The organism is Arthrobacter sp. BG5 (genome assembly GCF_056680155.1).
The window spans coordinates 3,545,166-3,568,802 of sequence record NZ_CM155268.1; the positions used below are offsets into that span (position 1 = coordinate 3,545,166).

Below are 23,637 nucleotides of genomic sequence, written 5' to 3' on the forward strand. Positions count from 1 at the left end.
GTTCGGGACCATGGCCTGGAGCCGTCCGGTCGGCTGGCTGCTGGACCACCTGGTGTACCGGACCACCGTCAGGGGCCGCGCCAATGTTCCGGCGGCCGGGCCGGTGATCTTCGCCGGCAACCACATCAGTTTCCTCGACGGCCCGGTCATGTTCGGCGCCGCGCCGCGGCCCATGCACATCTTCGTCAAAAAGGAGATGTTCAAAGGGTTCCTCGGCCTGGTCCTGAGGGCTTCCGGCCAGCTGCCGGTGGACCGCTCGGGGGACCGGGCGGCGCTGGAGCGGGCCAAAAGCGTCCTCGACGCCGGACGGTGCGTCGGGATCCTGCCCGAAGGCACGCGGGGGAGTGGAGAGGCGGCGGCGATCAACAACGGCGTGGCCTGGCTCGCGTTGAACTCCGGCGCGACCGTCATCCCGGTGGCCATCCTGGGAACCAGGATCAGCGGCGAGCACCTCAACGCCGTTCCCCGGCCCGGCCGGCGGCTGCAGGTCAGCTTCGGCGGTGCCCTCACCGTCAGCCGCAGGCCCGGGGAGACCGGGCGTGCTTCAATGGACAGGGTGGGAACCGAGATCCGCGCCGCACTGGCGCGCCACGTCCAGGACACAATTCAGTACAGCGGGCAGGGACTGCCCGACGCGGATTCCCCGCAAGAACGACAGACAGCAGTAGCCGGGACGCCGGCAGATCACCACCAAAGGAAAGTGCAATGAGCGATACGACTCAAACCCCCGGCCATTTTGGCGCCGGCGAAGACGAATACACGCCCACCGGCACGGACCAGGTGGCGGAGAATCTTGCCGCCCTGGACGACGAGGAAGCCGAGCTCCGCGCGGCCTCGCTCCGGGCCGGCCTGGACGACTACGAGCTGGACGAGGAAGACGCGGCCCTGCTCAGCGGCCGCTACGAGGACGAGGACTTCGACGGCCCGGTCAAGCTTGACCCGGTGCTGGCCATCATCGGCCGCCCCAACGTCGGCAAGTCCACCCTGGTCAACCGCATCCTGGGCCGCCGCGAAGCCGTGGTCGAGGACACCCCCGGCGTCACCCGCGACCGCGTGATGTACTCCGCGCACTGGAACGGCCGGAACTTCACCGTCGTCGACACCGGCGGCTGGGAGCACGACGCCCGCGGCATCCACGCCCGCGTTGCCGAGCAGGCCGAGATGGCCGTGGAACTCGCCGACGCCGTGCTGTTCGTGGTGGACTCCGCCGTCGGCGCGACCGCCACGGACGAGGGCGTCATGAAGATGCTGCGCAAGTCCAAGAAGCCGGTCATCATGGTGGCCAACAAGGTGGACGACTTCGCCCAGGAAGCCGACTCGGCCGCGCTCTGGGGCCTCGGCTTCGGCGAGCCGTACCCGGTCTCCGCGCTGCACGGCCGCGGCGTCGCCGACCTGCTCGACCACGTGATGGACACGCTGCCGGAGTTCTCCACCATCGAAGGCCTCGAGCGCAGCGGCGGACCCCGCCGGATCGCGCTGATCGGCCGGCCGAACGTCGGCAAGTCCTCCCTGCTGAACAAGCTTGCCGGCTCCGAACGCGTCGTCGTGGACAACACTGCCGGCACCACCCGCGACCCGGTCGATGAGTTCATCGAACTCGGCGGCCGGACCTGGCGCTTCGTGGACACGGCAGGCATCCGCCGCCGTCAGCACATGGCCCAGGGTGCGGACTTCTACGCCTCGCTGCGCACGCAGAGCGCGCTCGAAAAGGCGGAGGTCGCCGTCGTGCTCCTCGCCGTGGACGAGGTGCTCAGCGAGCAGGACGTGCGCATCCTGCAGCTGGCGATCGAGTCCGGCCGCGCGCTGGTGCTCGCGTTCAACAAGTGGGACCTGCTCGACGACGAACGCCGCACCTACCTGGAACGCGAAATCGAACAGGACCTCGCGCACGTGGCGTGGGCCCCGCGTGTGAACATTTCGGCCAAGACCGGCTGGCACAAGGACCGGCTGGTCCCGGCCCTGGATACCGCGCTGGAGAGCTGGGACAAGCGCATCCCCACCGGGCGCCTCAACGCGTTCCTCGGCGAACTGGTGGCCGCGCACCCGCACCCGGTCCGCGGCGGCAAGCAGCCCCGCATCCTCTTCGGCACCCAGGCCTCGAGCCGGCCGCCGAAGTTCGTGCTCTTCACCACCGGGTTCCTGGACCCCGGCTACCGCCGCTTCATCACCCGCCGGCTCCGCGAAACCTTCGGCTTCGAGGGCACGCCGATTGAGGTCAACATGCGGGTCCGGGAAAAGCGCGGCAAGAAGCGCTAACTCCGACACGCGTGGCCCGTGACACGGTGAAAGTGTCACGGGCACCCTCCGGAATCGTGTAAGCTTTTGGAGGTGGTTCGGCCGGACTGCTCGGATGAAATCCTTTGGATAACAACAGGAGATCATCAAGAGCGGAGAACGGCGGAACCAGCGGGCTGTAGCGCAGCTTGGTAGCGCACTTGACTGGGGGTCAAGGGGTCGCAGGTTCAAATCCTGTCAGCCCGACCAACAGAAAGTACCCCGCCATTCCGGCAACGGAATGGCGGGGTTTTCTGTTTAATCCGCGCACTTATTTCTGGACGCGCCAGCGTAAAAAGCGCCTACTTCAGAAAGCGCGACGTCCGCCGGTCGGCCAGGATTTTGCCCTTCGTCTGGCAGCCCGGGCAGTACTGCAGCGCGGTATCGGCGAAGGAAACCTCGCGCACTGTGTCTCCGCAAACCGGGCACGCTTCGCCGGCCCGGCCATGCACCCGCATATGGCCCCGCTTTGTGTCCTTTAGTTCGCTGGGCGGTTTGCCGCTGGCCTCCGCCAGCGCGGTTCCCAGCACCTCGTGGATGGCGTCATACAGGCGCTGCACCGCGGCGCGGTCCAGGGAACTGGCGATGGCGAACGGGGACGTCCTGGCCGCGTGCAGAATCTCATCACTGTAGGCGTTCCCGATCCCGGCGATCACGCCCTGGCTGCGCAGCACCCCCTTGATCTGCTGGTTGCTGGCCGCCAGGATCCCGGCCAGCGCATCGACGTCGAACCCGGGGCTGAAGGGGTCCGGGCCCAGAGCCGCGATTCCGGGGACGTCGGAGGGGCTGCGGACCAGGTAGACCGCCAGGCTCTTCTTCGTGCCGGCCTCGGTCAGGTCCAGGTCCAGCGCACCGGCCCCGCTGGTGAACGACAGCCGCGCCGCGAGATGGCCGCTGCCCATTTTCAGCGGTGTCCCGGTGGGCGCGTCAGTGAAGCGGACCCAGCCCGCCCGGGCCAGGTGGAAAACGAGATGCAGCCCGCCGGCCTCCAGATCCACGAACTTGCCGTGCCGGCGCACCCCGGTCACGGTCCTGCCCGCCAACTCGGAGATGGGGGGATCCGCCGTCTTCAGCACTGCGAAGGAGACGATCTGGACTTTCGTGAGAACCGCCCCGCGCAGGTTCGTGTCCAGGAAGTCCGCCAGGGCCGCCACTTCGGGTAGCTCAGGCACGGCCAAATCCGGCCGGTACGGGTGCACATGCTGCCATGGCCCCATCATGCCAGAGTCCTCCCGGGGCCCGGCCGGATATGCCTATACTTTCAGCGGCGGCCTGTCCGATCGGCCGCCGTCGACCTTGGTGATTGACCCGACGAAAGGCCCGCCATGAGCATCATTCCCGAAGAGCTGTCCTACACCGCCGAACACGAATGGGTTTCCGCCCCGAATGCGGACGGCGTCGTGCGCGTAGGGATCACGGATTTTGCCCAGGACGCGCTGGGGGACGTCGTCTACGCCCAGATGCCGGAGGTCGGCACCGACATCAAGGCCAACGACGTCGTCGGGGAAGTCGAATCCACCAAAAGCGTCAGCGACATCTACGCCCCGGTCAGCGGCGAAGTGGTGGCCCGCAACGAGGCGCTGGACACCGATTCCGCCCTGATCAACTCTGATCCGTACGGCGAGGGCTGGCTGATCGAAATCAAGCTCGCTGAAGCCGACGCCGTGGAGTCATTGCTCAGTGCATCGGAGTACGAACAACAGGTAGGCTAAAGGGAAGGTCTCCGGGCCGTGTTACTGGACACATCAGTTGTTGGACACAGCAATTGATTGGATCCGGTGCCCGGCCGGGGGGACTGACTACCGGATCTGCCAGGCTTTTCCGGACGGCATGCGTTGTTTGCAGGGGGGACACCTGCAACGAATGAGGAGGACTCAATGGTTCGGCACGGACAGAACGACACCGGTGACTACGGCACGGGTGGAGTGAAAGCCTCGGAGACCACATCGATCCATCTCACCCCTGTGCGCGATGAGCCCGCCATCACCCCGAAGGTTTCGGCCGAGGAACGTTCGGCCATCGAATCACTGCCGGCCGGCTCCGCCCTGCTGGTGGCCCACAGCGGCCCCAATTCCGGCGCCCGTTTCCTGCTTGACTCGGACGTCACGACGGCGGGCCGCCACCCTGACGCCGACATTTTCCTTGACGACGTCACGGTCTCGCGCCGCCACGTCGAATTCCGCCGCACGGCGCGCAGCTTCGAAGTTGTGGACACCGGGAGCCTGAACGGCACCTACGTCAACCACGACCGTGTCGACAGCGTGGAGCTGAAGTCCGGTAACGAGGTGCAGATCGGCAAGTTCCGGCTCACCTTCTACCTCAGCCCTGCCCGTACCGCAGGCAACGTCTGATATCGGGGTAGTTGCCTGTGGCCATGGCACAAGCCGAACGGCGCGGACCCCAGGTCCTGAACATCGGGGAGGTCCTGGCTCAACTGAGCGACGACTTCCCCAACATGACCGCGTCGAAAATCAGGTTCCTTGAAGAAAAGGGACTCATCAACCCGCAACGGACCCCCGCGGGTTACCGGCAGTACTCGGAGAGCGACGTCGAACGGCTCCGCTTCGTGCTGGCCCTGCAACGGGACCAGTACCTGCCGCTGAAGGTCATCAAGGACTACCTCGACGCGATCGACCGCGGCGAACGGCCGGACAACCTGCCGCCCGGCGTCACGGTCTCGCCGCGGATCGTCTCGGACCAGCTCGCCGCCGAGCTGAACAACCGGGTGCGCCTGCTCACCGAGGAGCAGCTCCGCGCCGAGTCCGGGGCCAGCGTTCCGCTGCTCGAGTCGCTGCTGAGCTTCGGCCTGATCGGGCACGTCAACGGCAAATTCGATGAACACGCGCTGCAGGTTGCCCGGGCCTGTGTGCAGCTGGAGGGCCACGGCCTGGAGCCGCGCCACCTGCGGCCCTTCCAGGCCGCCGCGGACCGCGAATTCGGGCTGGTGGAACGTGCGGTGGCCACCCTGACCTCGCGCAAGGACGCCGCCTCGCACGCCCGCGCCGCGGAGGCCGCCCGCGAAATCAGCGAACTCTGCCTGTCGCTGCACCGCGCCCTGGTCCAGGACCGCATCTCAAGGATGGACATCTGATGATTGAGGTGGAGATCGTCGGCGTACGGATTGAATTGCCGTCCAACCAGCCGCTGGTCCTGCTCAAGGAAATGCACGGTGAGCGCCACGTCCCGATCTGGATCGGTACCCCGGAGGCCAGCGCCATCGCCCTGGCCCAGCAGGGCGTCGTCCCGCCGCGGCCAATGACGCACGATCTGCTCGTGGACGTCGTCGAGGCGCTGGGCCATACGATCGTCAGCGTGAACATCGTGGCGGTCGAGGACAACATCTTCTACGGCCAGTTGCAGTTCGAAGACGGCACCACCGTCAGCTCCCGGGCCTCGGACGCCCTGGCCCTGGCCCTGCGGGCAAAGTGCAGGATCTGGTGTGCGGATTCCGTGATGGAGGAAGCCGGTGTGCGGATCACCGAACACGACGACGGCGAGGCGGCCCAGCCCGGCCCCGCCGTCGACGAAGAGGGTGAGCTGCGCCGCTTCCGGGAGTTCCTTGACGACGTCGAACCCGAGGATTTTGCCGGCTGAGACCGGCCAAAGCTTAAAGTTGTGGTCGAAAGTTTCGACACGCCCCCGCAATACCCCCAACGTCTTTGACCTTGGGCCCCGGCAGGCCTAACGTCGGAGGTACAAGTTCCCATTGCATACAACAGCAGCGCAAGTCACACTGGACAGTGCAGCCGGATCCGAAATTACACGAATGATTTTCGTGCCGTGTCGGTCCGATGACGGTCCCGGACCGCGTGTTGTTGCTGCAAGTTCCCGCGGGAACTCATGACAAGGAGGATCCACGTGAGTCCGAAAGGCGAAGCAGGCGAGCTCAAGCAGGCCTCGACGGCAGGTGTTGCCGTGCCCGCGAGCGGCGCGCAGGGCCTGCTCTTCACCGAGGATCTTCCTGTCCTGGACGAAGACGCGGGCTACCGCGGCCCGACGGCCTGCAAGGCGGCCGGGATCACCTACCGCCAGCTCGACTACTGGGCACGCACCGGGCTCGTCGAGCCTGCCGTGCGCGGTGCCGCCGGTTCCGGCTCACAACGGCTCTACGGCTTCCGCGACATCCTGGTCCTCAAGGTCGTCAAGCGGCTCCTCGACACCGGTGTCTCGCTGCAGCAGATCCGCTCCGCGGTGGAACACCTCCGGGAGCGCGGGGTCGAGGACCTCGCCCAGATCACCCTCATGAGCGACGGCGCCAGCGTTTACGAGTGCACCTCGGCGGATGAGGTCATTGACCTGGTCCAGGGCGGGCAGGGCGTCTTCGGCATCGCCGTCGGCCGGGTCTGGCGGGAAGTGGAAGGCAGCCTCGCGTCCCTTCCGAGCGAACACGCCGCTGACCAGTCCTTCCCGGACGACGAACTCAGCAAGCGCCGCGCCGCCCGCAAGATCGGCTAGCACGGCGCACCACCCCCTCCGCAAAGCAACGCGGGGTCACCCTTCAGCCCATCACACCGTGGTGGATGGACGCGAAGTGACCCCGCGTTGCTTTTCTTTGTGGTGCTAGCGCTGGCTCCGGTTGCGGACCATCCCGGCAGACACCAGCTCCCCGGTGCTGCCGGTTCCCATCAGGTTGGCCAGCAGGGAGTCGAACAGCGCGGCGGCGTTCTTGGCCGAGTCCCCGGGCCAGTGGTGAATCGAATGGGCGGCGCCCTGGATCTGCTGCCAGTTGGCCTGCTCCGGGATGTGCGGGCTCAGCAGCAGTTCGCCGAACATGGATTGCATCTCGGCGAGGCGGAAGCTGTGCTCCGCGGAACCGCTGCGCACCCGGTTGGCCACAATGCCGGCAGGCGAAAGGCCGGGTGCGAATTCCTGCCGGAAGAGCTGGATCGCCCGCATGGTGCGCTCGGTGCCCGCGACGGAGAACAGCCCCGGCTCGGCAACCAGGGCCACCTTGTCGCTGGCCGACCAGGCCATCCGGGTCAGTCCGTTCAGCGAGGGCGGGCAGTCCACCAGCACAAGGTCGTAGTGACCGGCGCCGGCCAGCACCGTGGAAAGCCGGCGCAGGTCGCGGCGGCCCAGGTCGGGCCGGTCGTAGATCCCGGTGTACGCGGAGCCGATGGCAACGTCCAGCACCGGCGCTGCGGCACCACGGGAGGACGCGTCGCCGGCACGTTCCACCCAGCCGCTGGGGACGACGTTGTCGGCCAGGCGGGCCCGGCGCGGGGCCTTGAGCATGCGGCCGATGTCCAGCTGGTCGCCGGGCCGGACGCCGAGGGCCGTGCTCGCGTCCGCGTGCGGGTCAAGATCGACCACGAGGGTGGGAATGCCGGCTGCGAGGGCGGCCGAGGCCAGCCCGGTTGTCACCGAGGTCTTGCCGACACCGCCTTTGAGGCTGCTGATGCTGACTACTTGCACTTGAAAAACCAATACCTAACGCCGGTTGCGGGACTGGGTCGTGCCGGCCCGTGCGTTCCTTCGGACCGGGGCGTGCGTGCGCCACCCACCAACTCATCATATGTTGATGCGCCGCCGAAACCTTTCTCATCGGCCCGTCCCGTCCGGCCCGGCGGCCGTCCGGACGGTCGCGGCGCCGCCGCCATCGCGGTGTTCTGCTTATTGCAGGCGAAATGACGCAGAATGCTGTGACGGGCGCCACAATGATTTGTGTTTGCGCACACCAGTCTTAGAAACTGTGACGACTTACCGAACCACCCGCGATGATGCAGGAGAAGTATGTTTTCCAAGATTCTGGTGGCCAACCGCGGCGAAATCGCGATCCGCGCCTTCCGCGCCAGCTACGAGCTGGGTGCCAAGACCGTTGCAGTATTCCCTACCGAGGACCGCAACTCGATCCACCGCCAGAAGGCGGATGAGGCGTACCTGATCGGTGAAGAAGGCCACCCGGTCCGGGCGTACCTCGACGTCAACGAGGTCGTCCGCGTGGCGAAGGAGGCGGGCGCCGACGCGATCTACCCCGGCTACGGCTTCCTCTCGGAGAACCCCGACCTGGCCCGCGCCGCCGCTGCGGCCGGCATCACCTTCGTCGGGCCCCCGGCGGAGGTCCTGGAGCTCGCCGGAAACAAGGTCGCCGCGCTCGAGGCCGCCCGCAAGGCCGGAGTCCCGGTGCTCAAGTCCAGCCAGCCGTCCAAGGACCTGGACGAACTCATCGCCGCCGCGGACGAGATTGGCTTCCCCATCTTCGCGAAAGCTGTCGCCGGCGGCGGCGGCCGCGGCATGCGCCGGGTAGACACCCGGGAGGCGCTGCCCGAGGCCCTGCAGGCCGCCATGCGCGAGGCTGACGCCGCCTTCGGCGATCCCACCATGTTCCTGGAGCAGGCGGTCCTGCGCCCGCGCCACATCGAAGTGCAGATCCTCGCCGACGCCGAGGGCAATGTCATGCACCTCTTCGAGCGCGACTGCTCGATCCAGCGCCGCCACCAGAAGGTGATCGAGATCGCCCCCGCGCCGAACCTCGACGAAGGCATCCGCCAGGCGCTGTACCGGGACGCCGTGAAATTTGCGAAGGCCCTGAACTACGTCAACGCCGGCACCGTGGAGTTCCTCGTCGACACCGTGGGCGAGCGGGCCGGCCAGCACGTCTTCATCGAAATGAACCCGCGCATCCAGGTCGAGCACACCGTCACCGAGGAAGTCACCGACGTCGACCTCGTCCAGGCGCAGCTGCGCATCGCCTCGGGGGAGACCCTCGCCGATCTGGGCCTCTCGCAGGAGACCGTCAAGCTTAACGGCGCCGCGCTGCAGTCCCGCATCACCACCGAGGATCCGGCCAACGGCTTCCGGCCCGACGTCGGAAAGATCACCGGCTACCGTTCCGCCGGCGGCGCCGGTGTCCGGCTCGACGGCGGCACCGTGTACTCCGGCGCCGAGATCAGCCCGCACTTCGACTCGATGCTGGTCAAGCTGACCTGCCGCGGCCGCGACTACCCGACCGCCGTCGCCCGCGCCCGGCGCGCCCTCGCCGAGTTCCGGATCCGCGGTGTGTCCACCAACATCTCCTTCCTCCAGGCGGTCCTGGACGATCCGGACTTCATTGCCGGCGACGTCGCCACCTCGTTTATCGACGAGCGCCCCGAACTGCTCAAGGCCCGCGTCTCCGCGGACCGCGGCACCAAACTGCTGACCTGGCTCGCCGAGGTCACGGTCAACAAGCCCAACGGCGAGCTCACGGTGCACACCGACCCGGCCGACAAGCTGCCCGCCCTGCCGGAAGGCGAGGCTCCCGCCGGCTCCCGGCAGCGGCTGCTCGAGCTCGGTCCGGAAGGCTTTGCCAAGGCCCTCCGCGGCCAGGATGCCGTCGCTGTCACGGACACCACCTTCCGCGACGCGCACCAGTCGCTGCTGGCCACTCGGGTCCGGACCCGCGACCTCGTGGCGGCCGGGCCGGCCGTGTCCAGGCTGCTGCCGGAACTGCTTTCGGTTGAGGCCTGGGGCGGAGCGACGTACGACGTCGCCCTGCGCTTCCTGGGCGAGGACCCGTGGGAACGCTTGGCCGAGCTGCGCAAGGCGCTGCCGAACACCTGCCTGCAGATGCTGCTCCGCGGCCGGAACACGGTGGGCTACACGCCGTACCCGGAAGAGGTGACCGTGGCCTTCGTCAACGAGGCCGCCGCGACCGGCATCGACATCTTCCGCATCTTCGACGCCCTCAACGACGTGAACCAGATGGCCCCGGCGATCCGCGCCGTCCGCGAAGCCGGCACCGCCGTGGCCGAGGTCGCCCTCTGCTACACCGCGGATATGCTCGATCCGGACGAAAAGCTGTACACCCTCGACTACTACCTGAACCTGGCCCAGAAGATCGTCGACGCCGGGGCGCACATTCTCGCGATCAAGGACATGGCCGGCCTGCTGCGCCCGGCGGCCGCTGCCCGCCTGGTGGCGGCCTTGCGGGAGAAGTTCGACCTGCCGGTGCACCTGCACACCCACGACACCGCAGGCGGCCAGCTGGCCACCCTGCTGGCCGCCGTGGACGCCGGCGTGGACGCCGTCGACGTGGCCTCCGCCTCGCTGGCCGGGACCACCAGCCAGCCGTCCGCGTCGGCGCTCGTTGCGGCACTGGCCCACACCCCGCGCGACACCGGCCTGAACCTGGCCAGTGTGTGCGCCCTGGAGCCGTACTGGGAGGCGGTGCGCCGCGTCTACGCCCCGTTCGAATCGGGACTGCCGGGCCCCACCGGCCGGGTGTACCAGCACGAGATCCCCGGCGGCCAGCTCTCCAACCTGCGCCAGCAGGCGATCGCGCTGGGACTGGGCGAACGCTTCGAGGCGATCGAGGATATGTACACCGCAGCGGACCGGATCCTCGGCCGGCTGGTGAAGGTCACCCCGTCCTCCAAGGTGGTGGGCGACCTGGCCCTGCACCTGGTCGGCCTCAACGCCGACCCGGCGGACTTCAATGAGAACCCGCAGAAGTACGACATCCCGGACTCCGTGATCGGCTTCCTCTCCGGCGAACTCGGTGACCCTCCCGGCGGCTGGCCGGAACCGTTCCGGACCAAGGCCCTGCAGGGCCGCAGCGTCAAGGTCCGCGACGTCGAGCTCAGCGCCGAGGACAGCGCGGCGCTCAAGGGCGACTCCAAGACGGTCCAGCAGACTCTCAACCGCCTGCTCTTCGCCGGGCCCACCAAGGACTACCAGAAGAGTGTCGAGTCGTACGGCAACCTCTCGGTGCTGGACACCCGTGACTACCTGTTCGGCCTGCAGCGCGGTGCCGAACACGAGATCGAGCTGGAGAAGGGCGTCCGGCTGATCGCCTCGCTGGAGGCCGTCTCCGAACCGGACGAGAAGGGCATGCGCACCGTGATGTGCACGCTCAACGGACAGTCCCGGCCCGTGGTGGTCCGCGACCGTTCCGTGGTCAGCAACGTCAAGGCCGCCGAGCGGGCCGACTCCTCGCAGCCGGGCCAGGTCGCCGCGCCGTTCGCCGGCGCCGTCACCCTGACCGTCAAGGCCGGCGATGCGGTCAAGGCCGGGGACACGGTTGCGACCATCGAGGCCATGAAGATGGAAGCCTCCATCACGACGCCGGTGGCTGGCACCGTGGCGCGCCTCGCCGTCGGCGCCGTCGAGCAGGTCCAGGGCGGGGACCTGCTGCTGGTCGTCGAATAGCGCGGCCGGCCACGGCATAGCAGAAAGGGCTCCGCCGGCTTCGGCCGGGGGAGCCCTTCTGTGTTCCTTCGTGGCGCGGGGTGTCAGGCGTTGGTGGTTCGCTTCGCGGAGTACATCTCCTCGATCACGTTCTCGAAGTCCTTCATCACCTGGGCACGCTTGACCTTCATGGACGGCGTCAGGTGGCCGGAGGCTTCAGTGAAGTCGGAGGGCACGATCCGGAACGACTTGATGGCCTCGGCCTGCGACACGGACTGGTTCGCGCGGTTGATGAGTTCCTGGACCGCCGCCGTGACGGCCGGGTTCCCGGTGGCCTCGGCCACGGTGGTCGACGCCGGGAGGCCGTGGCGCTGCAGCCAGCCCGGCAGTGCCTCTTCGTCGAGGGTCACGAGCGCGCCGATGAAGGGGCGGTTGTCGCCCACCACGAGGACCTGCGAGACCAGCGCGTCGGCGCGGATCTGGTCCTCGAGCAGCGCCGGCACCACGTTCTTGCCGCCGGCGGTGACGATGATTTCCTTCTTCCGGCCGGTGATGGTCAGGAAGCCCTGCTCGTCCAACTGGCCGATGTCACCGGTGCGGAACCAGCCGTCCTCGAAGGTCTCGGCCGTGAGGTCCTCGCGGTTGAAGTAGCCCCGCATCACGCAGACGCCCTTGGCGAGGATCTCGCCGTCGTCGGCGATCTTAACGGCGTTGCCGGGGATCGGCGCGCCGACGGTGCCGATCTTGATCAGCGACGGCGTGTTGACCGTGACCGGTGCGGTGGTTTCGGTCAGGCCGTAGCCTTCGAGGATCTGCAGGCCGATGCCCTGGAAGAAGTGGCCGAGCCGGGCGCCGAGCGGGCCGCCGCCGGAGACCGCGTGCGCGACCTGGCCGCCCATGGCGTCGCGGAGCTTGCCGTAGACGAGCTTGTCGAACAAAGTGTGCTTGAGCTTGAGGCCCAGCCCGACCTTGCCGGCCTGCCTGGCCCGCGAATACGCGATGGCGGTTTCCGCGGCGCGGTGGAAGATGGCGCCCTTGCCACCGTCCTCGGCTTTGGTCAGGGCGGAGTTGTAGACCTTTTCGAAGACCCGCGGCACCGCGAGGATGAAGGTCGGCTTGTAGCTCTGCAGGTCCGGCAGCAGGTTCTTGATGTCCGGGGTGTGCGCCACGGTGACGCCGGCCGCCACCGCCAGCACCGAGATGAAGCGGGCAAAGACGTGCGCCAGCGGCAGGAACATGATGGTCCGCGCCTGCTCGTGGACGATCTGGCCCAGCGACGTGGCCAGCACGTTGTCGGAAAGCTCCACGAAGTTGCCGTGGGTCAGCTCGCAGCCCTTGGGCCGCCCGGTGGTGCCCGAGGTGTAGATGATCGTGGCGAGGTCCTCGAGGGAGGCCTGGCTGCGCCGGGCTTCCAGTTCCTCATCGCTGATCCCGGTGCCGGCGGCGCGGACCTCGTCCAGGGCGTCGCCTTCGAGCTGCCAGACGTGCCGCAGGCCGGTCAGGCCCTCGGAGGTCGCTGCCTGCCGGATGATGTCCTCGTGGTGCGCCGATTCGCCGAAGGCGGCGACCGCGCCCGAGTCGCCGAGGTTCCAGGCCACCTGCGAGGGGGAGGACGTCTCGTAGATCGGTACGGAGACGGCACCGGCGAACCAGATCGCGAAGTCGACGAGGGCCCATTCGTACCGGGTGCGGGACATGATGCCGACGCGGTCGCCGGCCCCCACGCCGCTGGCCATCAGGCCCTTGGCGAGCAGGGAGACGTCGGCGAGGAAATCGGTGGCCCGGACGTCCTGCCACTGGCCCGCGGCGTCGAGCCGTGAGAACAGGGCCGGGTTGGACGCCTTGGCGGCTTGGCGCAGCACCAGGTCGGTGATGTTGGTTTCCGGTGGGACGGTGACCAGGGGCGGGACACTGATTTCTCGCACGATAGCTCCTTTGATATCCATTGACCCGCAAGGGGGGTACGACTAACAGTAGTATGTGGCCCCCGCGGGGTGTGTTCCACTTCACCTACTGGCGAGTAACTTTACGGTCAGGGGCCCCGTTGCGCCACTTCGCGGCAGAGCCGGATGCCCGGCTGCGCCTACTGCTGCGGCCCCTAGAATGGGACACGATGCATATACCAACACCCGGGCAACAGCCCGCACCGCAGCGCAGGACGGCCGCCTGGCGGCGCAGGGCGCGGGGCTTTCCCGGCGCCGCGGAGGCGGGCGCCTTCCGCGGACACCTGCGGCTCGGACGCAAGGGCCTGGCGATCGGCGTCGACATCGGCGGCACGAAGGTGGCGGCCGGCGTGGTGGATGCCGAGGGGCGCATCCTCAGCCAGGCGAGGCGGTCGACGCCCGGCAACGATCCGCGCGCCGTCGAGCAGGTGATCGTGGAACTCGTGGAGGAACTGGGCCGCGGCCACCGCATCTGGTCGGTCGGGATCGGAGCGGCCGGCTGGATGGACCTGGACGGTGCCACCGTGCTGTTCAGCCCGCACCTGGCCTGGCGCAACGAGCCGCTGCGCGAAAACCTGCAGCGGCTGCTCCGCCGCCCGGTGCTGCTGACCAACGACGCCGACGCCGCCGGCTGGGCGGAGTGGCGCTTCGGCGCCGGCCGGGGCGAGAGCCGGCTGGTCTGCATCACCCTCGGCACCGGGATCGGCGGCGCCATGGTGATGGACGGCCGGCTGGAGCGCGGACGGTTCGGCGTCGCCGGCGAATTCGGCCACCAGATCATTATGCCCGGCGGGCACCGCTGCGAATGCGGCAACCGCGGCTGCTGGGAACAGTACGCCTCAGGCAACGCGCTCGGACGGGAGGCCCGGGAACTGGCCGCGGCGAACTCGCCGGTGGCCCAGGAACTGCTCAAGGCAGTGGACGGCCACGCCGAACGGATCACCGGCGTGATCGTGACGGAGCTCGCCAAGGCCGGCAATCCCACCGCCCGTGAATTGCTCGAAGAGGTAGGGGAGTGGCTGGGGCTTGGGCTCGCGAACCTGGCAGCGGCCCTGGACCCGGGCACCTTTGTGATCGGCGGTGGACTCTGCGACGCCGGCGAATTGCTCGTGGCCCCGGCGCGGAAGGCTTTCGCCCGGAACCTGACCGGCCGCGGCTTCCGCCCGGCGGCCAGGATCGAACTTGCGGCCCTGGGGCCGAACGCCGGACTGATCGGCGCCGCGGACCTCTCCCGGGTCAGCAGCCGGATGCGCAGTTAGCGCCGGCCCGCGGCCGGCCGGGCAACGTCCGGCTAGACGCGGGCCCCGTCGTCGTCCTCGTCCTTTTCCTGCGGCAGCTTCATGATCAGGAAGACCACCGCGGCTGCGAAGGCGGCCACCATGCCGACGATCGCCAGCAGCGGTGCGGACCGCCAGAAGATGACGGAGAGCAGCAGCGCGACCGGGCCCCCGACGGCCCCCAGCCAGGCCAGCACCGTCAGGGGATCGGACCCGGCCAGGCTGGGCGGGTCCCCGGGGACGAACGCGCCGTCGTCCTCATCCGGCTCGTAGTCCCGCGGGCCGGTCACGGTGCCCCGGCCCGCCGGAGCGTCGTCCACGATGCCGGGGGAGTCCGGCCGTCGCGCGGCCGGGGGCTCCAGGGGCGCCGGCGCCGCGAGGCCCAGCGGGTCGAAGTCGCGGAAGGACCGCGATGCCGGGGTTCCGGCAGCCGGGCCGGCGGCAGGACCGGAATCGGTGCCCTCAAGCCTGGCGACCAGATCCAGCCAGACGGCGTCGTCCTGGTTGGCGCCGGGGTCCGGGGAATCAGGATCGGGGGAGTCGGGATCGGATCTAGTCATCTGCCGTTTCTTTCTGGCTGGCGCTGGGGGCACCCGGGTTGTGGCCGTCCACCACCGACCGGATGAAGTCGGCAGTGCCGCGGAAGATCCGGGGCGCGTCGTTGTCCATGGTAGCCACGTGGTAGCTGTTCTCCAGCCGGATCACCTCCAGCGGGGCGTTGCTCAGTCCCCGGCGCAGGGCGGCCAGGCTGGCGTCGGAGACGACGTGGTCCACCGCGGACCGGTAGACCCGGACCGGGGCGGTGATCCGCGGCAGCAACCGTACGGTGTCCTTGAACATCTTGTTCAACTCGTGGGCCGCCGCGACCGGGGTCCGCGGGTAGGCGCCCTCATCCACGCCCTCCTTGAGGATGTCGTTGGCGATCGCCGGGGTGCTTTTGAGCACGAACTTAAGGGTTCCGGCCAGCGGGGCGCGGGGATCATCGATCACCAGGCCGGGGTTGACCAGCACTGCCCCCGCCACCGGGCGGGTGGCCGCCAGCCGCAGCGCCAACGCACCGCCCATCGAGAGCCCGGCCACCACCACGTGGTCGCACTCGCCGGCCAGCTCCAGGTACGCGGCGTCCAGCCCCGCATGCCAGTCCTGCCAGCGTGTCCGCGCCAACTCCTGCCAGCTGGTGCCGTGCCCGGGCAAAAGGGGCATCCGGACGGCGTAGCCGGCCTCGGCCAGGAACTCGGCCCACGCCCGGACGCCGTGCGGGCTGCCGGTGAAACCGTGGGACACCACCACCCCGGTCTTGGGGCCGGAGCCGGTAAACGGGCTGCTGAACGGCGAGTGGTCGGCGGCTGCGCTCATGGGTGCTCCGGGTTTCGTGGCTGTGGTGTGTCTCCCGGCGCGCGGCCGGCGGGGACGGTGGACTGTTCGGCGGACGTGGTTGCTGGCTCGGTTGCGGACGGGGCCGCGTGCCCGCGGAAGAAGCCGGCGGACCGCGCGAAAATTGTAGGGGCATCGACGTCGAGCGTGGCGACGTGGCCGCTGTCCGGCAGCCGCACTACGGAAAGCTCCCGCGATCCAAGGCGTTCGCGCAGCAGCGCCAGTGAGGACGGCGGCACCACCGCGTCGGCGTCGGACTTGAACACCAGCGCCGGGGCATCGACGGCGGGCAGCTCGCGCAGGGTCGCGGTGAAGAGCTTGCGCAGCTCGTGGACGGCCGCGAGCGGGGTCAGCGAATAGTCGCCGTCCGGCGTAGTTGCCGCCGTCGACTCCGCCTCCTGGAGCGGGACGGTGGTGCGCTGCAGGTATTTAAGCAGCCCGATGTAGCGCACCCGGCGGTCGTAGAAGCTGAGCCCGGGGTTGACGACGGCGACGCCGGCGACGCGGTGCCGGGCTGCGGTGCGCAAAGCGATGGTCCCGCCCATGGAGAGGCCGGCCACAAAGCACGACCGGGTCCCGGCGGCCAGCTCCAGGTAGGCGGCCTCGAAGGCGCCGTACCAGTCCTGCCAGCCGTGTCGCGCGAGATCCCGCCAGTCGGTGCCGTGTCCGGGCAGCAGCGGCACGGAGACCGCAAAGCCTTGGGAGGCCAGGTGTTCGGCCCAGGGCAGGATGCTGAGGGGGCTTCCGGTGAAGCCGTGGCAGATGGCGACTCCGGTGTCCGCGTTGGCGCCGTGGCCGGGGTAGCGAAAAGCGGCAGGCGTCATCGGAGTGCTGCTTTCGCTCATGAGCCCATCGTGTCACTGTTCGCGGCAAAACTCACTAGAGTAGGGTGTCATTGAAGTCCCGGCCGGGCCCGAGGAAGGGCCGGCCGGACGCCTGCCGGAGAGGTACACCACGTGTTTTATTGGTTCATGAAGACGTTCGTTCTTGGGCCGGTCCTGAAGTCGCTGTTCCGGCCCTGGGTCAAGGGACTGGACAACGTTCCGGCAGAGGGCGCCGCGATCCTTGCCTCCAACCACCTCTCTTTCTCCGACTCCATCTTCATGCCCCTGATGGTGCCGCGGCCCGTGGTGTTCCTGGCCAAGTCCGAGTACTTCACCGGAAAGGGAATCAAAGGCAAACTGACCGCCGCCTTTTTCCGCCTGACCAACCAGCTGCCGATGGACCGGTCCGGAGGAGCGGCCTCCGCCCGCTCGCTCGACGCCGGGATGGACGTACTGAAGAACGGCTCGCTCCTGGGCATTTACCCCGAGGGCACCCGCAGCCCCGATGCCCGGCTCTACCGCGGAAAGGTCGGCGTCGCCAGGCTTGCCCTGCAGGCCCGGGTCCCGGTGATCCCGGTCGCGATGATCGGCACCGACAAGGTCCAGCCCATCGGCAAGCGGATGCCGAATATCCGGCGGATCGGCATGATTTTCGGTGAACCCCTGGACTTCAGCCGCTACTACGGCATGGAGGACGACCGCCTGATCCAGCGCTCCGTCACCGATGAAATCATGTACGAACTGATGCGGCTCTCGGGCCAGGAATACGTCGACGAGTACGCCGCCGTGGTCAAACTGCGGCTCGCCGGGAAAGCCACCGAGGCGCCTGAGGCCGGCGCCGGCCAGGGGCCGGAGACGCCCGGAACTGTGTGACGGGACGCCCGCAGTCAATGACGCCGGGGGCCGCCGTTCACTGCGGAGGCAACTATCCTTAGAGGGTGACTGAGCTATCTGCGCCTTCGACGTCCCTCAACAACTCCACGCTGGCCGGCTCCGCCCTGGGCTCGCTGACCAGCACGGCCCAGAGCGGTGCCGCGAATTATCCCGGGCTGGACCACTGGCGGGAGCTGCCGGCCTCGCAGCAGCCCAGCTGGTCTGACCCCGCAGTGTTTGAAGCCTCGGTGAAGGAACTCTCGGTCCTGCCGCCGCTCGTGTTCGCCGGCGAGGTGGACATCCTGCGCGAACGGCTCGCCGCTGCGGCGCAGGGCAAGGCCTTCCTGCTCCAGGGCGGAGACTGCGCGGAAACCTTTGAAGCGGCGACGGCGGACAAGATCAGCGCCCGGGTGAAGACAATCCTGCAGATGGCCGTCGTCCTGACCTACGGCGCGGCGATGCCCGTGATCAAGATGGGCCGCATGGCGGGCCAGTTCGCGAAGCCCCGCTCCTCCAACGATGAAACCCGCGAAGGCGTCACGCTGCCGGCCTACCGCGGCGACATCGTCAACGGCTACGACTTCACCCCGGAGTCGCGCGCCCACGACGCCAGCCGGATGCTCAAGGCGTACCACACCTCGGCGTCGACCCTGAACCTGATCCGCGCCTTTACGCAGGGCGGCTTCGCCGACCTGCGACTCGTCCACCAGTGGAACAAGGGCTTTACGGAGAACCCGGCGCACGCACGCTACGAGTCGCTGGCGCGCGACATCGACCGGGCCATCAAGTTCATGGCCTCCTGCGGGGCTGACTTCGAGGCGCTCAAGCGCGTGGAGTTCTACGCCAGCCACGAGGCCCTGCTGCTGGACTATGAACGCGCCCTGACCCGCATCGACTCGCGGACCGGCCTGCCGTACGACACCTCGGCGCACTTCCTGTGGATCGGGGAGCGCACCCGGGAACTGGACCACGCGCACGTCGATTTCCTGTCCCGCGTCCGCAACCCGATCGGCGTCAAGCTGGGCCCGTCAACCACGGGCGAGGACGCCCTGCGCCTGATCGACAAGCTGGATCCGAACCGGGAGCCGGGCCGGCTGACCTTCATCACCCGGATGGGTGCCGGGAACATCCGGGAGAAGTTGCCGCCCATCGTCGAACGCGTCACCGCCTCCGGCGCGCAGGTCCTCTGGGTCACCGACCCGATGCACGGCAACACGGTCACCTCGCCGAACGGTTACAAGACCCGCAACTTCGACGACGTCATCGACGAGGTGCGCGGGTTCTTCGAGGTGCACCACGGCCTCGGCACCGTCCCGGGCGGCCTGCACGTGGAAATGACCGGCGACGATGTGGCCGAGTGCCTTGGCGGCGCTGACCCGATCGACCAGGACGCTTTCCTGGACCGCTACGAGTCGGTCTGCGATCCGCGGCTGAACCACATGCAGTCCCTCGAAATGGCGTTCCTGGTGGCGGGAGCCCTCGCCAAGCGCTAGGCGCGGACCGGCGCCGTGGGACAGCAGGCAAACAGCACCGCCCCGGCTGGGTTCAGCCGGGGCGGTGCTGTTTCTGGAGGACTTGCGGAGTGCGGGCCGAGCGGCCGGGCTCCTGGTTAGACCACCTTGAGCGTGACAACGGAGCCTTCGGGGGCGCGGGTGTCCTTGGGATCCTGTTCCCGGACGGTGCCGAAGAAGCCTCCGAAGATGTTCTCGATCCGGACTTCAAACCCGAGCGCCTCGAGTTGCTTGCGGGCTTCGCTGGCTTGCTTGCCTATGAAGCTGGGGACGTCCACGAGTTTCGGTCCCTTGGAGATCGTCAGGGTCACGGCGCCGCCCTTCGTCAGGTTCCCGGTGGCCGGGTCCTGGCTGGCGACGGCCCCCTTGGGCACGTCCCGGTCAAAGACCGGCTCGGGGGCCACGACGGCCTTGAGCCCTGCGGCCTCGATGGCCTTTACCGCGGCCTCCTGGTCCTGGCCGCGGACGTCGGGCACCGGGATCGGCTGCGGCCCCTTGGAGACTGTCAGGCCGACGGGCGTCCGGTGCTTGGCCGGCGTGCCCTTCCCGGGTTTCTGCGCCAGCACGGTCCCGGCTTTTGCCGTCTCGTCATAGCGTTCCGTGACGGGGCCCAGCGCCATCCCGGCGCCGTTGAGCGCCGTCTTTGCCGCGTCCAGCGATTTGCCGGTCAGCTCCGGGAGGGGAAAAAGTTCCGGGCCCTTGGAAACGGCGAGCGAGACGGACTGGAACTTGCGGACCACCTGACCGGCCTGCGGCTCCGAGGCCACCACCAGCCCGGGGGATACGTTGTCATCAAAGACATCCCGGGTGGTCGACTCGAATCCGGCCGTGCGGAGTAACTGCTGCGCCTCGGCCACGGTCTTGTTGGCCAGCTGCGGAATAGTTCCCGGGGACCCCGGCCCCATGCCGAAGAACCAGCCGGCACCGGCCGCGAGCAGCGCCACCAGGACCAGCACCAGGATCCAGGCCAGTCCGCGGCGCCGCGGGTTGCCGGTCCGCAGACTGCGGCTGGGTGTTGCTGCCGCCCGCTGCCGGGCCTTCTCGTCGTCGCGGTCCTGCTTGCGCTGGGCCCGCTTGCTGGCGGGTTCCGGCCGGCCGGCGGAGGCGTCCTCCGCATAGGCGCCGAACCCGCGTTCCTCCGGGGCAGCGAGCGGGCCGTAGGCGCCCGGCCGGGGCATGCCGGACAAGACGGTGGTCGGGTTGCTGCCACGGCTGATGACTTCGGTGTGCTGCTGGAGGCCGCCGAGCACTTCGGTGTGCCCTTCCCCGGGGGCCGGGCGCCCGGGCGGGGCGGGCCGGACCGGCGCGGGGCCGGTTCCGGGGGCCGCAGCGGCGGCGGGCAGGGCGGCCGGGGGCCGCAGGTCCAGTTCGGCGTCGCTGAGGTTGGTCCGGATGTGGCGGAGTTCCGAGAGCAGGGCGTTGCCGTCGACGGGACGCTTGTCGGGGTCGTTGGCGGTGCACCACTGCACCAGCTCGTCGAGCTCTTCGGCAAGTCCCGGGACCAGCGCCGACGGCGGGCCCACGGTGGAGTTCACGTGCTGGTAGGCAACCTGGATGGGGACCTCGCCGTCGAACGGCTGCCGTCCGGTGAGCATCTCGTAGAGCATGATCCCCAACGAGTAGATATCGCTGCGGGCATCGGCCTGCTGGCCCGTCACGAGCTCGGGGGACAGGTAGGCGACGGTCCCGATCAGCGCGCCGGTGCTGGTGGTCGTGGTGATCGCCCGCGCCAGCCCGAAGTCGCCGATCTTGATCCGGCCGTCGTCGGCGATGAGCACGTTTTCCGGCTTGACGTCCCGGTGGATGAGGCCGGCGGCGTGGGCGGCTCCGAGGCCTTCGACAACGGGATCGATCAGCGCCAGGGCAAGCCGCGGGGTGAGGGCGCCTTTGTCCTTGATCACATCCCGCAACGTGTGACCCTTGATGAACTCCATCACCAGGTAGGCCAGCGGGCCGTCCTCACCCTGGTCCAGGACCCCGACGACGTGCGGGTGTGAGAGCCGGGCCGCCGCCTTGGCTTCGCGGCCCAGCCGGTCCAGGAACTGCGGGTCCCCGGCCATGTGCGGATGCAGGACCTTGAGCGCCACGTCCCGCTCGAGCCGCCGGTCGGTGGCGAGGTAGACGGTGGACATCCCGCCGCGGGCCAGCTTTGAGCGAATCAGGTACCGGTTGTCCACCAGGGTCCCGACGAGAGCGTCCGATGTGTATTCCTGCACCCTTTGATCCTAAGCTCTGCACGGAAACGGGCCCGGATTGACATGCAACCCGGGCCCGTATCGTTACGCGGCGGCGGCCTTGGCCCCGCGCCGGTGGTTTTAGCTGAAGGTCTTCTTCAGGCTCTTGATCGAAGCCACGTAGGCCTTCGTATCTTCGTACATTCCCCTGGTGTTCACCGAATACTGGCCCTGGTAGTAACCGGCGATCGCGTAGTCCAGGTTCTTGCTGGTGCTGACCAGCTGGCGGATGATGGCGACGCCGGCCGTGGCGTTGTCATACGGGTCCAGCAGGTTCAGCTTGCGGCCCACGAGGTCAGAGGCCCACCCGCCGGAGGACGGGATGACCTGCATGGTGCCGATCGCGTTCGCGGGGGACACCGAGCGGTGGTTGAAGCCGGATTCCTGGTAGGCGAAGGCCAGGGCCAGGGACGGTTCCACGCCCATCCGGCGCGCCGTGTCGGCCACAATCTGCTTCATTTGCTCGCGCGTGGGAACCGGTGAAGCGTTGAGCAGCGCCTTGTTCTGGTTGGCGGAGCTGACGACCGCTGCAGGGTAGCTGAAGCCCAGGAACGAGCTGGGTACCAGCGGCGCGGCGGGGGTGACGGGGGTAACCGGCGTGCTCGACGAAGGCTTGATGGTCCCCGTGCTCGCGCCAGGAATGACGAGCTTGTTGCCGGGGTAGATGATACTGCTCATGGTCAGCCGGTTTGCCGAGAGAACGGCCGAGAGCTTCACGCCGTGCCGGGCCGCGATGCCGGAGAGGGTGTCGCCTGACTTGATGGTGTAGGAACCGGAACTCGCCGGGGCGGCCGCGGGCTTCGGCGCCGCGGGCCGGGCCGGTGCGGGCTTCGGTGCCGCGGTGCGGACCGGGGCGGGCGCGGCCGTGCCGGCGCCGATCTTGATCTTCTGGCCGGGGTAGATCACCGAGCGCATGGTCAGCCCGTTGCGGCTGAAGACCTCGGACAGCTTGACGCCGTGGCGGGCAGCGATGCCGCTCAGGGTGTCGCCGGGCTTGACGGTGTAGACGGTGCCGCCGCTGACGCTGGCCCGGACGGGTGCGGGCTTGGCCGCCGCAGCTTTCGCGGGGGCGGCGGCTGTGCCGGTGAGCTTGATCTTCTGGCCGGGGTAGATCACCGAATTGGCGCGCAGCTTGTTCAGCGTCAGGACGGACTGGGTGCTCAGGCCGTACCTGGCGGCGATCCCGCTGATGGTGTCGCCGCGCACAATCGTGTACTGCGCCGGGGCGGAGACCTTCGCCGGGCGGAGTCCGGCGGGGAGCGTGGCGGGGACGGACCCGGCAGGAATCAGCGTGGACGGCTGCGAGGTGGGGGCCACGCCCTGGGCCTTCATCGCGGCCGCCAGCGTCGCCGGGATGGCCCGGGGCCGGGATTCCGCAGCGGCCGGCTGGGCGATTGCCAGGGAGGAAAGCACGACAGCGGGCAGCGCCGCCGTCGTCGCCGCAATCAGCGGGAGGCCGGGCCTCGGGTTGGTTTTTGGCGAACGTGACGTCGTCATGGGAAAAATCCTCTTCTCAGCGGCGGACGCTGCAGTTCAGGCCGGTGTTACTGGTGTTAACAGTGTGACTAAAGATACTGCAGTTACAAATGTGATCTAAGCAAATCTCTCATGAATTGCGAATTAGCACAAGAACTGTTTGACATTCTGCAACCACGGGCGTTCGGCGCGTGTCGCCGCCGCCCGCGGGCCTGCCCGGACCGGCGCGAGGGGAAGGCGCGCCGGGGCGGCCATTTCGGAGCACTCAGGAGCCTTGTCCCGGGAGGTATTAAGTACGACTGTATTAAGAGGTCGCGGCGGCGGGTCGTGGCTGACTAGGCGCATTCCGGTCCGGCATGGCAATCTTGATCCGTGAGTACTGTAGAAAGCCTTGTAGGCGAATGGCTGCCCCTGCCCGACGTAGCCCAGCTGCTGAACGTTTCCATCACCAAGGTTCATGCCCTGCTGGACGAACGCGCGCTGGCAGCGATCCGGATTGGTGACCGGCGGATCCGCTCCGTCCCGGCGGCGTTCATCCAGGACGGCCACGCCGTGGAGAGCCTGAAGGGCACCATCGTTGTCCTCTCCGACGCCGGCTATTCGGACGAAGAACTCATCACCTGGCTGTTCACCCCGGACGAGTCCCTGCGCGGGCGCCCGATCGACGCGCTCCGCGAAGGACGCAAGACTGAAATCCGCCGCCGCGCGCAGACCATGGCCTGGTAGGCCCCTTCCTGTCAGCA

20 protein-coding genes and 1 tRNA gene are annotated in these 23,637 nt (G+C 68.5%); 13 read left to right on the forward strand and 8 right to left on the reverse strand.

All coding sequences use genetic code 11. The features are described from left to right. Nucleotides 1-10 precede the first annotated feature (10 nt). The 3 genes from AC1MBE_RS16235 to AC1MBE_RS16245 all read left to right on the forward strand — a co-directional run bounded on the left by AC1MBE_RS16235 (nucleotide 11) and on the right by AC1MBE_RS16245 (nucleotide 2,484). A complete protein-coding gene (locus AC1MBE_RS16235; RefSeq protein WP_346959138.1) occupies nucleotides 11-709 on the forward strand; it encodes a lysophospholipid acyltransferase family protein in 699 nt (232 codons plus the stop codon). Further along, nucleotides 706-2,256, forward strand: coding sequence for a ribosome biogenesis GTPase Der (der, locus tag AC1MBE_RS16240; protein ID WP_346959094.1), 1,551 nt, complete (start codon nucleotides 706-708; stop codon nucleotides 2,254-2,256). The genes AC1MBE_RS16235 and der overlap by 4 nt, the downstream gene beginning before the upstream one ends. A gap of 151 nt (nucleotides 2,257-2,407) precedes the next feature. After that, a tRNA-Pro gene (locus AC1MBE_RS16245) sits at nucleotides 2,408-2,484 on the forward strand. A 92-nt stretch (nucleotides 2,485-2,576) separates the two neighbouring features. On the opposite strand, the gene AC1MBE_RS16250 is transcribed toward AC1MBE_RS16245, so the two are convergent. Beyond that, nucleotides 2,577-3,446 carry an Fpg/Nei family DNA glycosylase gene (locus tag AC1MBE_RS16250; protein ID WP_479779667.1) on the reverse strand — a complete coding sequence of 290 codons (870 nt, stop codon included), beginning with the start codon at nucleotides 3,444-3,446 and terminating at the stop codon, nucleotides 2,577-2,579. A 153-nt stretch (nucleotides 3,447-3,599) separates the two neighbouring features. Here AC1MBE_RS16250 and gcvH point away from each other — a divergent pair, with 153 nt between their 5' ends. The 5 genes from gcvH to AC1MBE_RS16275 all read left to right on the forward strand — a co-directional run bounded on the left by gcvH (nucleotide 3,600) and on the right by AC1MBE_RS16275 (nucleotide 6,729). Next, entirely contained in the window at nucleotides 3,600-3,986 is a 387-nt protein-coding gene (gene gcvH / locus AC1MBE_RS16255) for a glycine cleavage system protein GcvH (RefSeq protein WP_138769663.1), read from the forward strand. 165 nt (nucleotides 3,987-4,151) lie between these two features. Next, nucleotides 4,152-4,625, forward strand: coding sequence for an FHA domain-containing protein (locus tag AC1MBE_RS16260; RefSeq protein ID WP_479779669.1), 474 nt, complete (start codon nucleotides 4,152-4,154; stop codon nucleotides 4,623-4,625). A gap of 23 nt (nucleotides 4,626-4,648) precedes the next feature. After that, nucleotides 4,649-5,365 (forward strand): transcriptional regulator FtsR, encoded by a 717-nt coding sequence (ftsR, locus tag AC1MBE_RS16265; RefSeq protein WP_479779671.1) that lies wholly within the window; start codon nucleotides 4,649-4,651, stop codon nucleotides 5,363-5,365. Continuing rightward, nucleotides 5,365-5,868 carry a bifunctional nuclease family protein gene (locus tag AC1MBE_RS16270; RefSeq protein ID WP_346959089.1) on the forward strand — a complete coding sequence of 168 codons (504 nt, stop codon included), beginning with the start codon at nucleotides 5,365-5,367 and terminating at the stop codon, nucleotides 5,866-5,868. Before ftsR ends, AC1MBE_RS16270 begins: the two co-directional genes overlap by 1 nt. 264 nt (nucleotides 5,869-6,132) lie before the next feature. Beyond that, nucleotides 6,133-6,729 carry a MerR family transcriptional regulator gene (locus AC1MBE_RS16275; RefSeq protein ID WP_346959088.1) on the forward strand — a complete coding sequence of 199 codons (597 nt, stop codon included), beginning with the start codon at nucleotides 6,133-6,135 and terminating at the stop codon, nucleotides 6,727-6,729. A gap of 105 nt (nucleotides 6,730-6,834) precedes the next feature. Here the strand turns inward: AC1MBE_RS16275 and AC1MBE_RS16280 are convergent, their stop codons facing one another. After that, nucleotides 6,835-7,689 (reverse strand): ParA family protein, encoded by an 855-nt coding sequence (locus AC1MBE_RS16280; protein WP_479779673.1) that lies wholly within the window; start codon nucleotides 7,687-7,689, stop codon nucleotides 6,835-6,837. A gap of 318 nt (nucleotides 7,690-8,007) precedes the next feature. Here AC1MBE_RS16280 and AC1MBE_RS16285 point away from each other — a divergent pair, with 318 nt between their 5' ends. Next, complete coding sequence (locus AC1MBE_RS16285) at nucleotides 8,008-11,403, forward strand: pyruvate carboxylase (protein WP_479779675.1); 3,396 nt, start codon at nucleotides 8,008-8,010, stop codon at nucleotides 11,401-11,403. Nucleotides 11,404-11,486: 83 nt separating this feature from the next. On the opposite strand, the gene AC1MBE_RS16290 is transcribed toward AC1MBE_RS16285, so the two are convergent. Next, complete coding sequence (locus AC1MBE_RS16290) at nucleotides 11,487-13,307, reverse strand: AMP-dependent synthetase/ligase (RefSeq protein ID WP_479779677.1); 1,821 nt, start codon at nucleotides 13,305-13,307, stop codon at nucleotides 11,487-11,489. A gap of 188 nt (nucleotides 13,308-13,495) precedes the next feature. Between AC1MBE_RS16290 and AC1MBE_RS16295 the strand changes: the two genes are divergently transcribed. Continuing rightward, entirely contained in the window at nucleotides 13,496-14,584 is a 1,089-nt protein-coding gene (locus tag AC1MBE_RS16295; RefSeq protein ID WP_479779678.1) for an ROK family glucokinase, read from the forward strand. 32 nt (nucleotides 14,585-14,616) lie between these two features. Here the strand turns inward: AC1MBE_RS16295 and AC1MBE_RS16300 are convergent, their stop codons facing one another. Genes AC1MBE_RS16300 through AC1MBE_RS16310 form a run of 3 tightly spaced genes read right to left on the reverse strand, consistent with a single transcriptional unit; the run spans nucleotide 14,617 to nucleotide 16,821 of the window. Next, a complete protein-coding gene (locus tag AC1MBE_RS16300) occupies nucleotides 14,617-15,162 on the reverse strand; it encodes a hypothetical protein (RefSeq protein WP_479779680.1) in 546 nt (181 codons plus the stop codon). After that, nucleotides 15,155-15,958 carry an alpha/beta hydrolase gene (locus AC1MBE_RS16305; RefSeq protein ID WP_479779682.1) on the reverse strand — a complete coding sequence of 268 codons (804 nt, stop codon included), beginning with the start codon at nucleotides 15,956-15,958 and terminating at the stop codon, nucleotides 15,155-15,157. Before AC1MBE_RS16305 ends, AC1MBE_RS16300 begins: the two co-directional genes overlap by 8 nt. Continuing rightward, nucleotides 15,955-16,821 carry an alpha/beta hydrolase gene (locus AC1MBE_RS16310; RefSeq protein ID WP_479779684.1) on the reverse strand — a complete coding sequence of 289 codons (867 nt, stop codon included), beginning with the start codon at nucleotides 16,819-16,821 and terminating at the stop codon, nucleotides 15,955-15,957. The genes AC1MBE_RS16305 and AC1MBE_RS16310 overlap by 4 nt, the downstream gene beginning before the upstream one ends. Nucleotides 16,822-16,932: 111 nt before the next feature. Between AC1MBE_RS16310 and AC1MBE_RS16315 the strand changes: the two genes are divergently transcribed. Both AC1MBE_RS16315 and AC1MBE_RS16320 read left to right on the forward strand, forming a co-directional pair. Beyond that, on the forward strand, nucleotides 16,933-17,673 hold the full coding sequence (locus tag AC1MBE_RS16315) for a lysophospholipid acyltransferase family protein (RefSeq protein ID WP_479779686.1): 741 nt from the start codon (nucleotides 16,933-16,935) through the stop codon (nucleotides 17,671-17,673). A 110-nt stretch (nucleotides 17,674-17,783) separates the two neighbouring features. Continuing rightward, a complete protein-coding gene (locus AC1MBE_RS16320) occupies nucleotides 17,784-19,166 on the forward strand; it encodes a class II 3-deoxy-7-phosphoheptulonate synthase (RefSeq protein WP_479782672.1) in 1,383 nt (460 codons plus the stop codon). Nucleotides 19,167-19,282: 116 nt separating this feature from the next. Here the strand turns inward: AC1MBE_RS16320 and AC1MBE_RS16325 are convergent, their stop codons facing one another. Further along, nucleotides 19,283-21,400: a Stk1 family PASTA domain-containing Ser/Thr kinase gene (locus AC1MBE_RS16325; protein ID WP_479779688.1), complete on the reverse strand. Its 2,118-nt coding sequence runs from the start codon at nucleotides 21,398-21,400 to the stop codon at nucleotides 19,283-19,285. A 99-nt stretch (nucleotides 21,401-21,499) separates the two neighbouring features. After that, nucleotides 21,500-22,915: a lytic transglycosylase gene (locus AC1MBE_RS16330; RefSeq protein WP_479779690.1), complete on the reverse strand. Its 1,416-nt coding sequence runs from the start codon at nucleotides 22,913-22,915 to the stop codon at nucleotides 21,500-21,502. Between the two features lie 351 nt (nucleotides 22,916-23,266). On the opposite strand from AC1MBE_RS16330, the gene AC1MBE_RS16335 reads away from it, so the two are divergent. Next, nucleotides 23,267-23,620 carry an Rv2175c family DNA-binding protein gene (locus AC1MBE_RS16335; RefSeq protein ID WP_346959077.1) on the forward strand — a complete coding sequence of 118 codons (354 nt, stop codon included), beginning with the start codon at nucleotides 23,267-23,269 and terminating at the stop codon, nucleotides 23,618-23,620. Nucleotides 23,621-23,637: the final 17 nt, after the last annotated feature.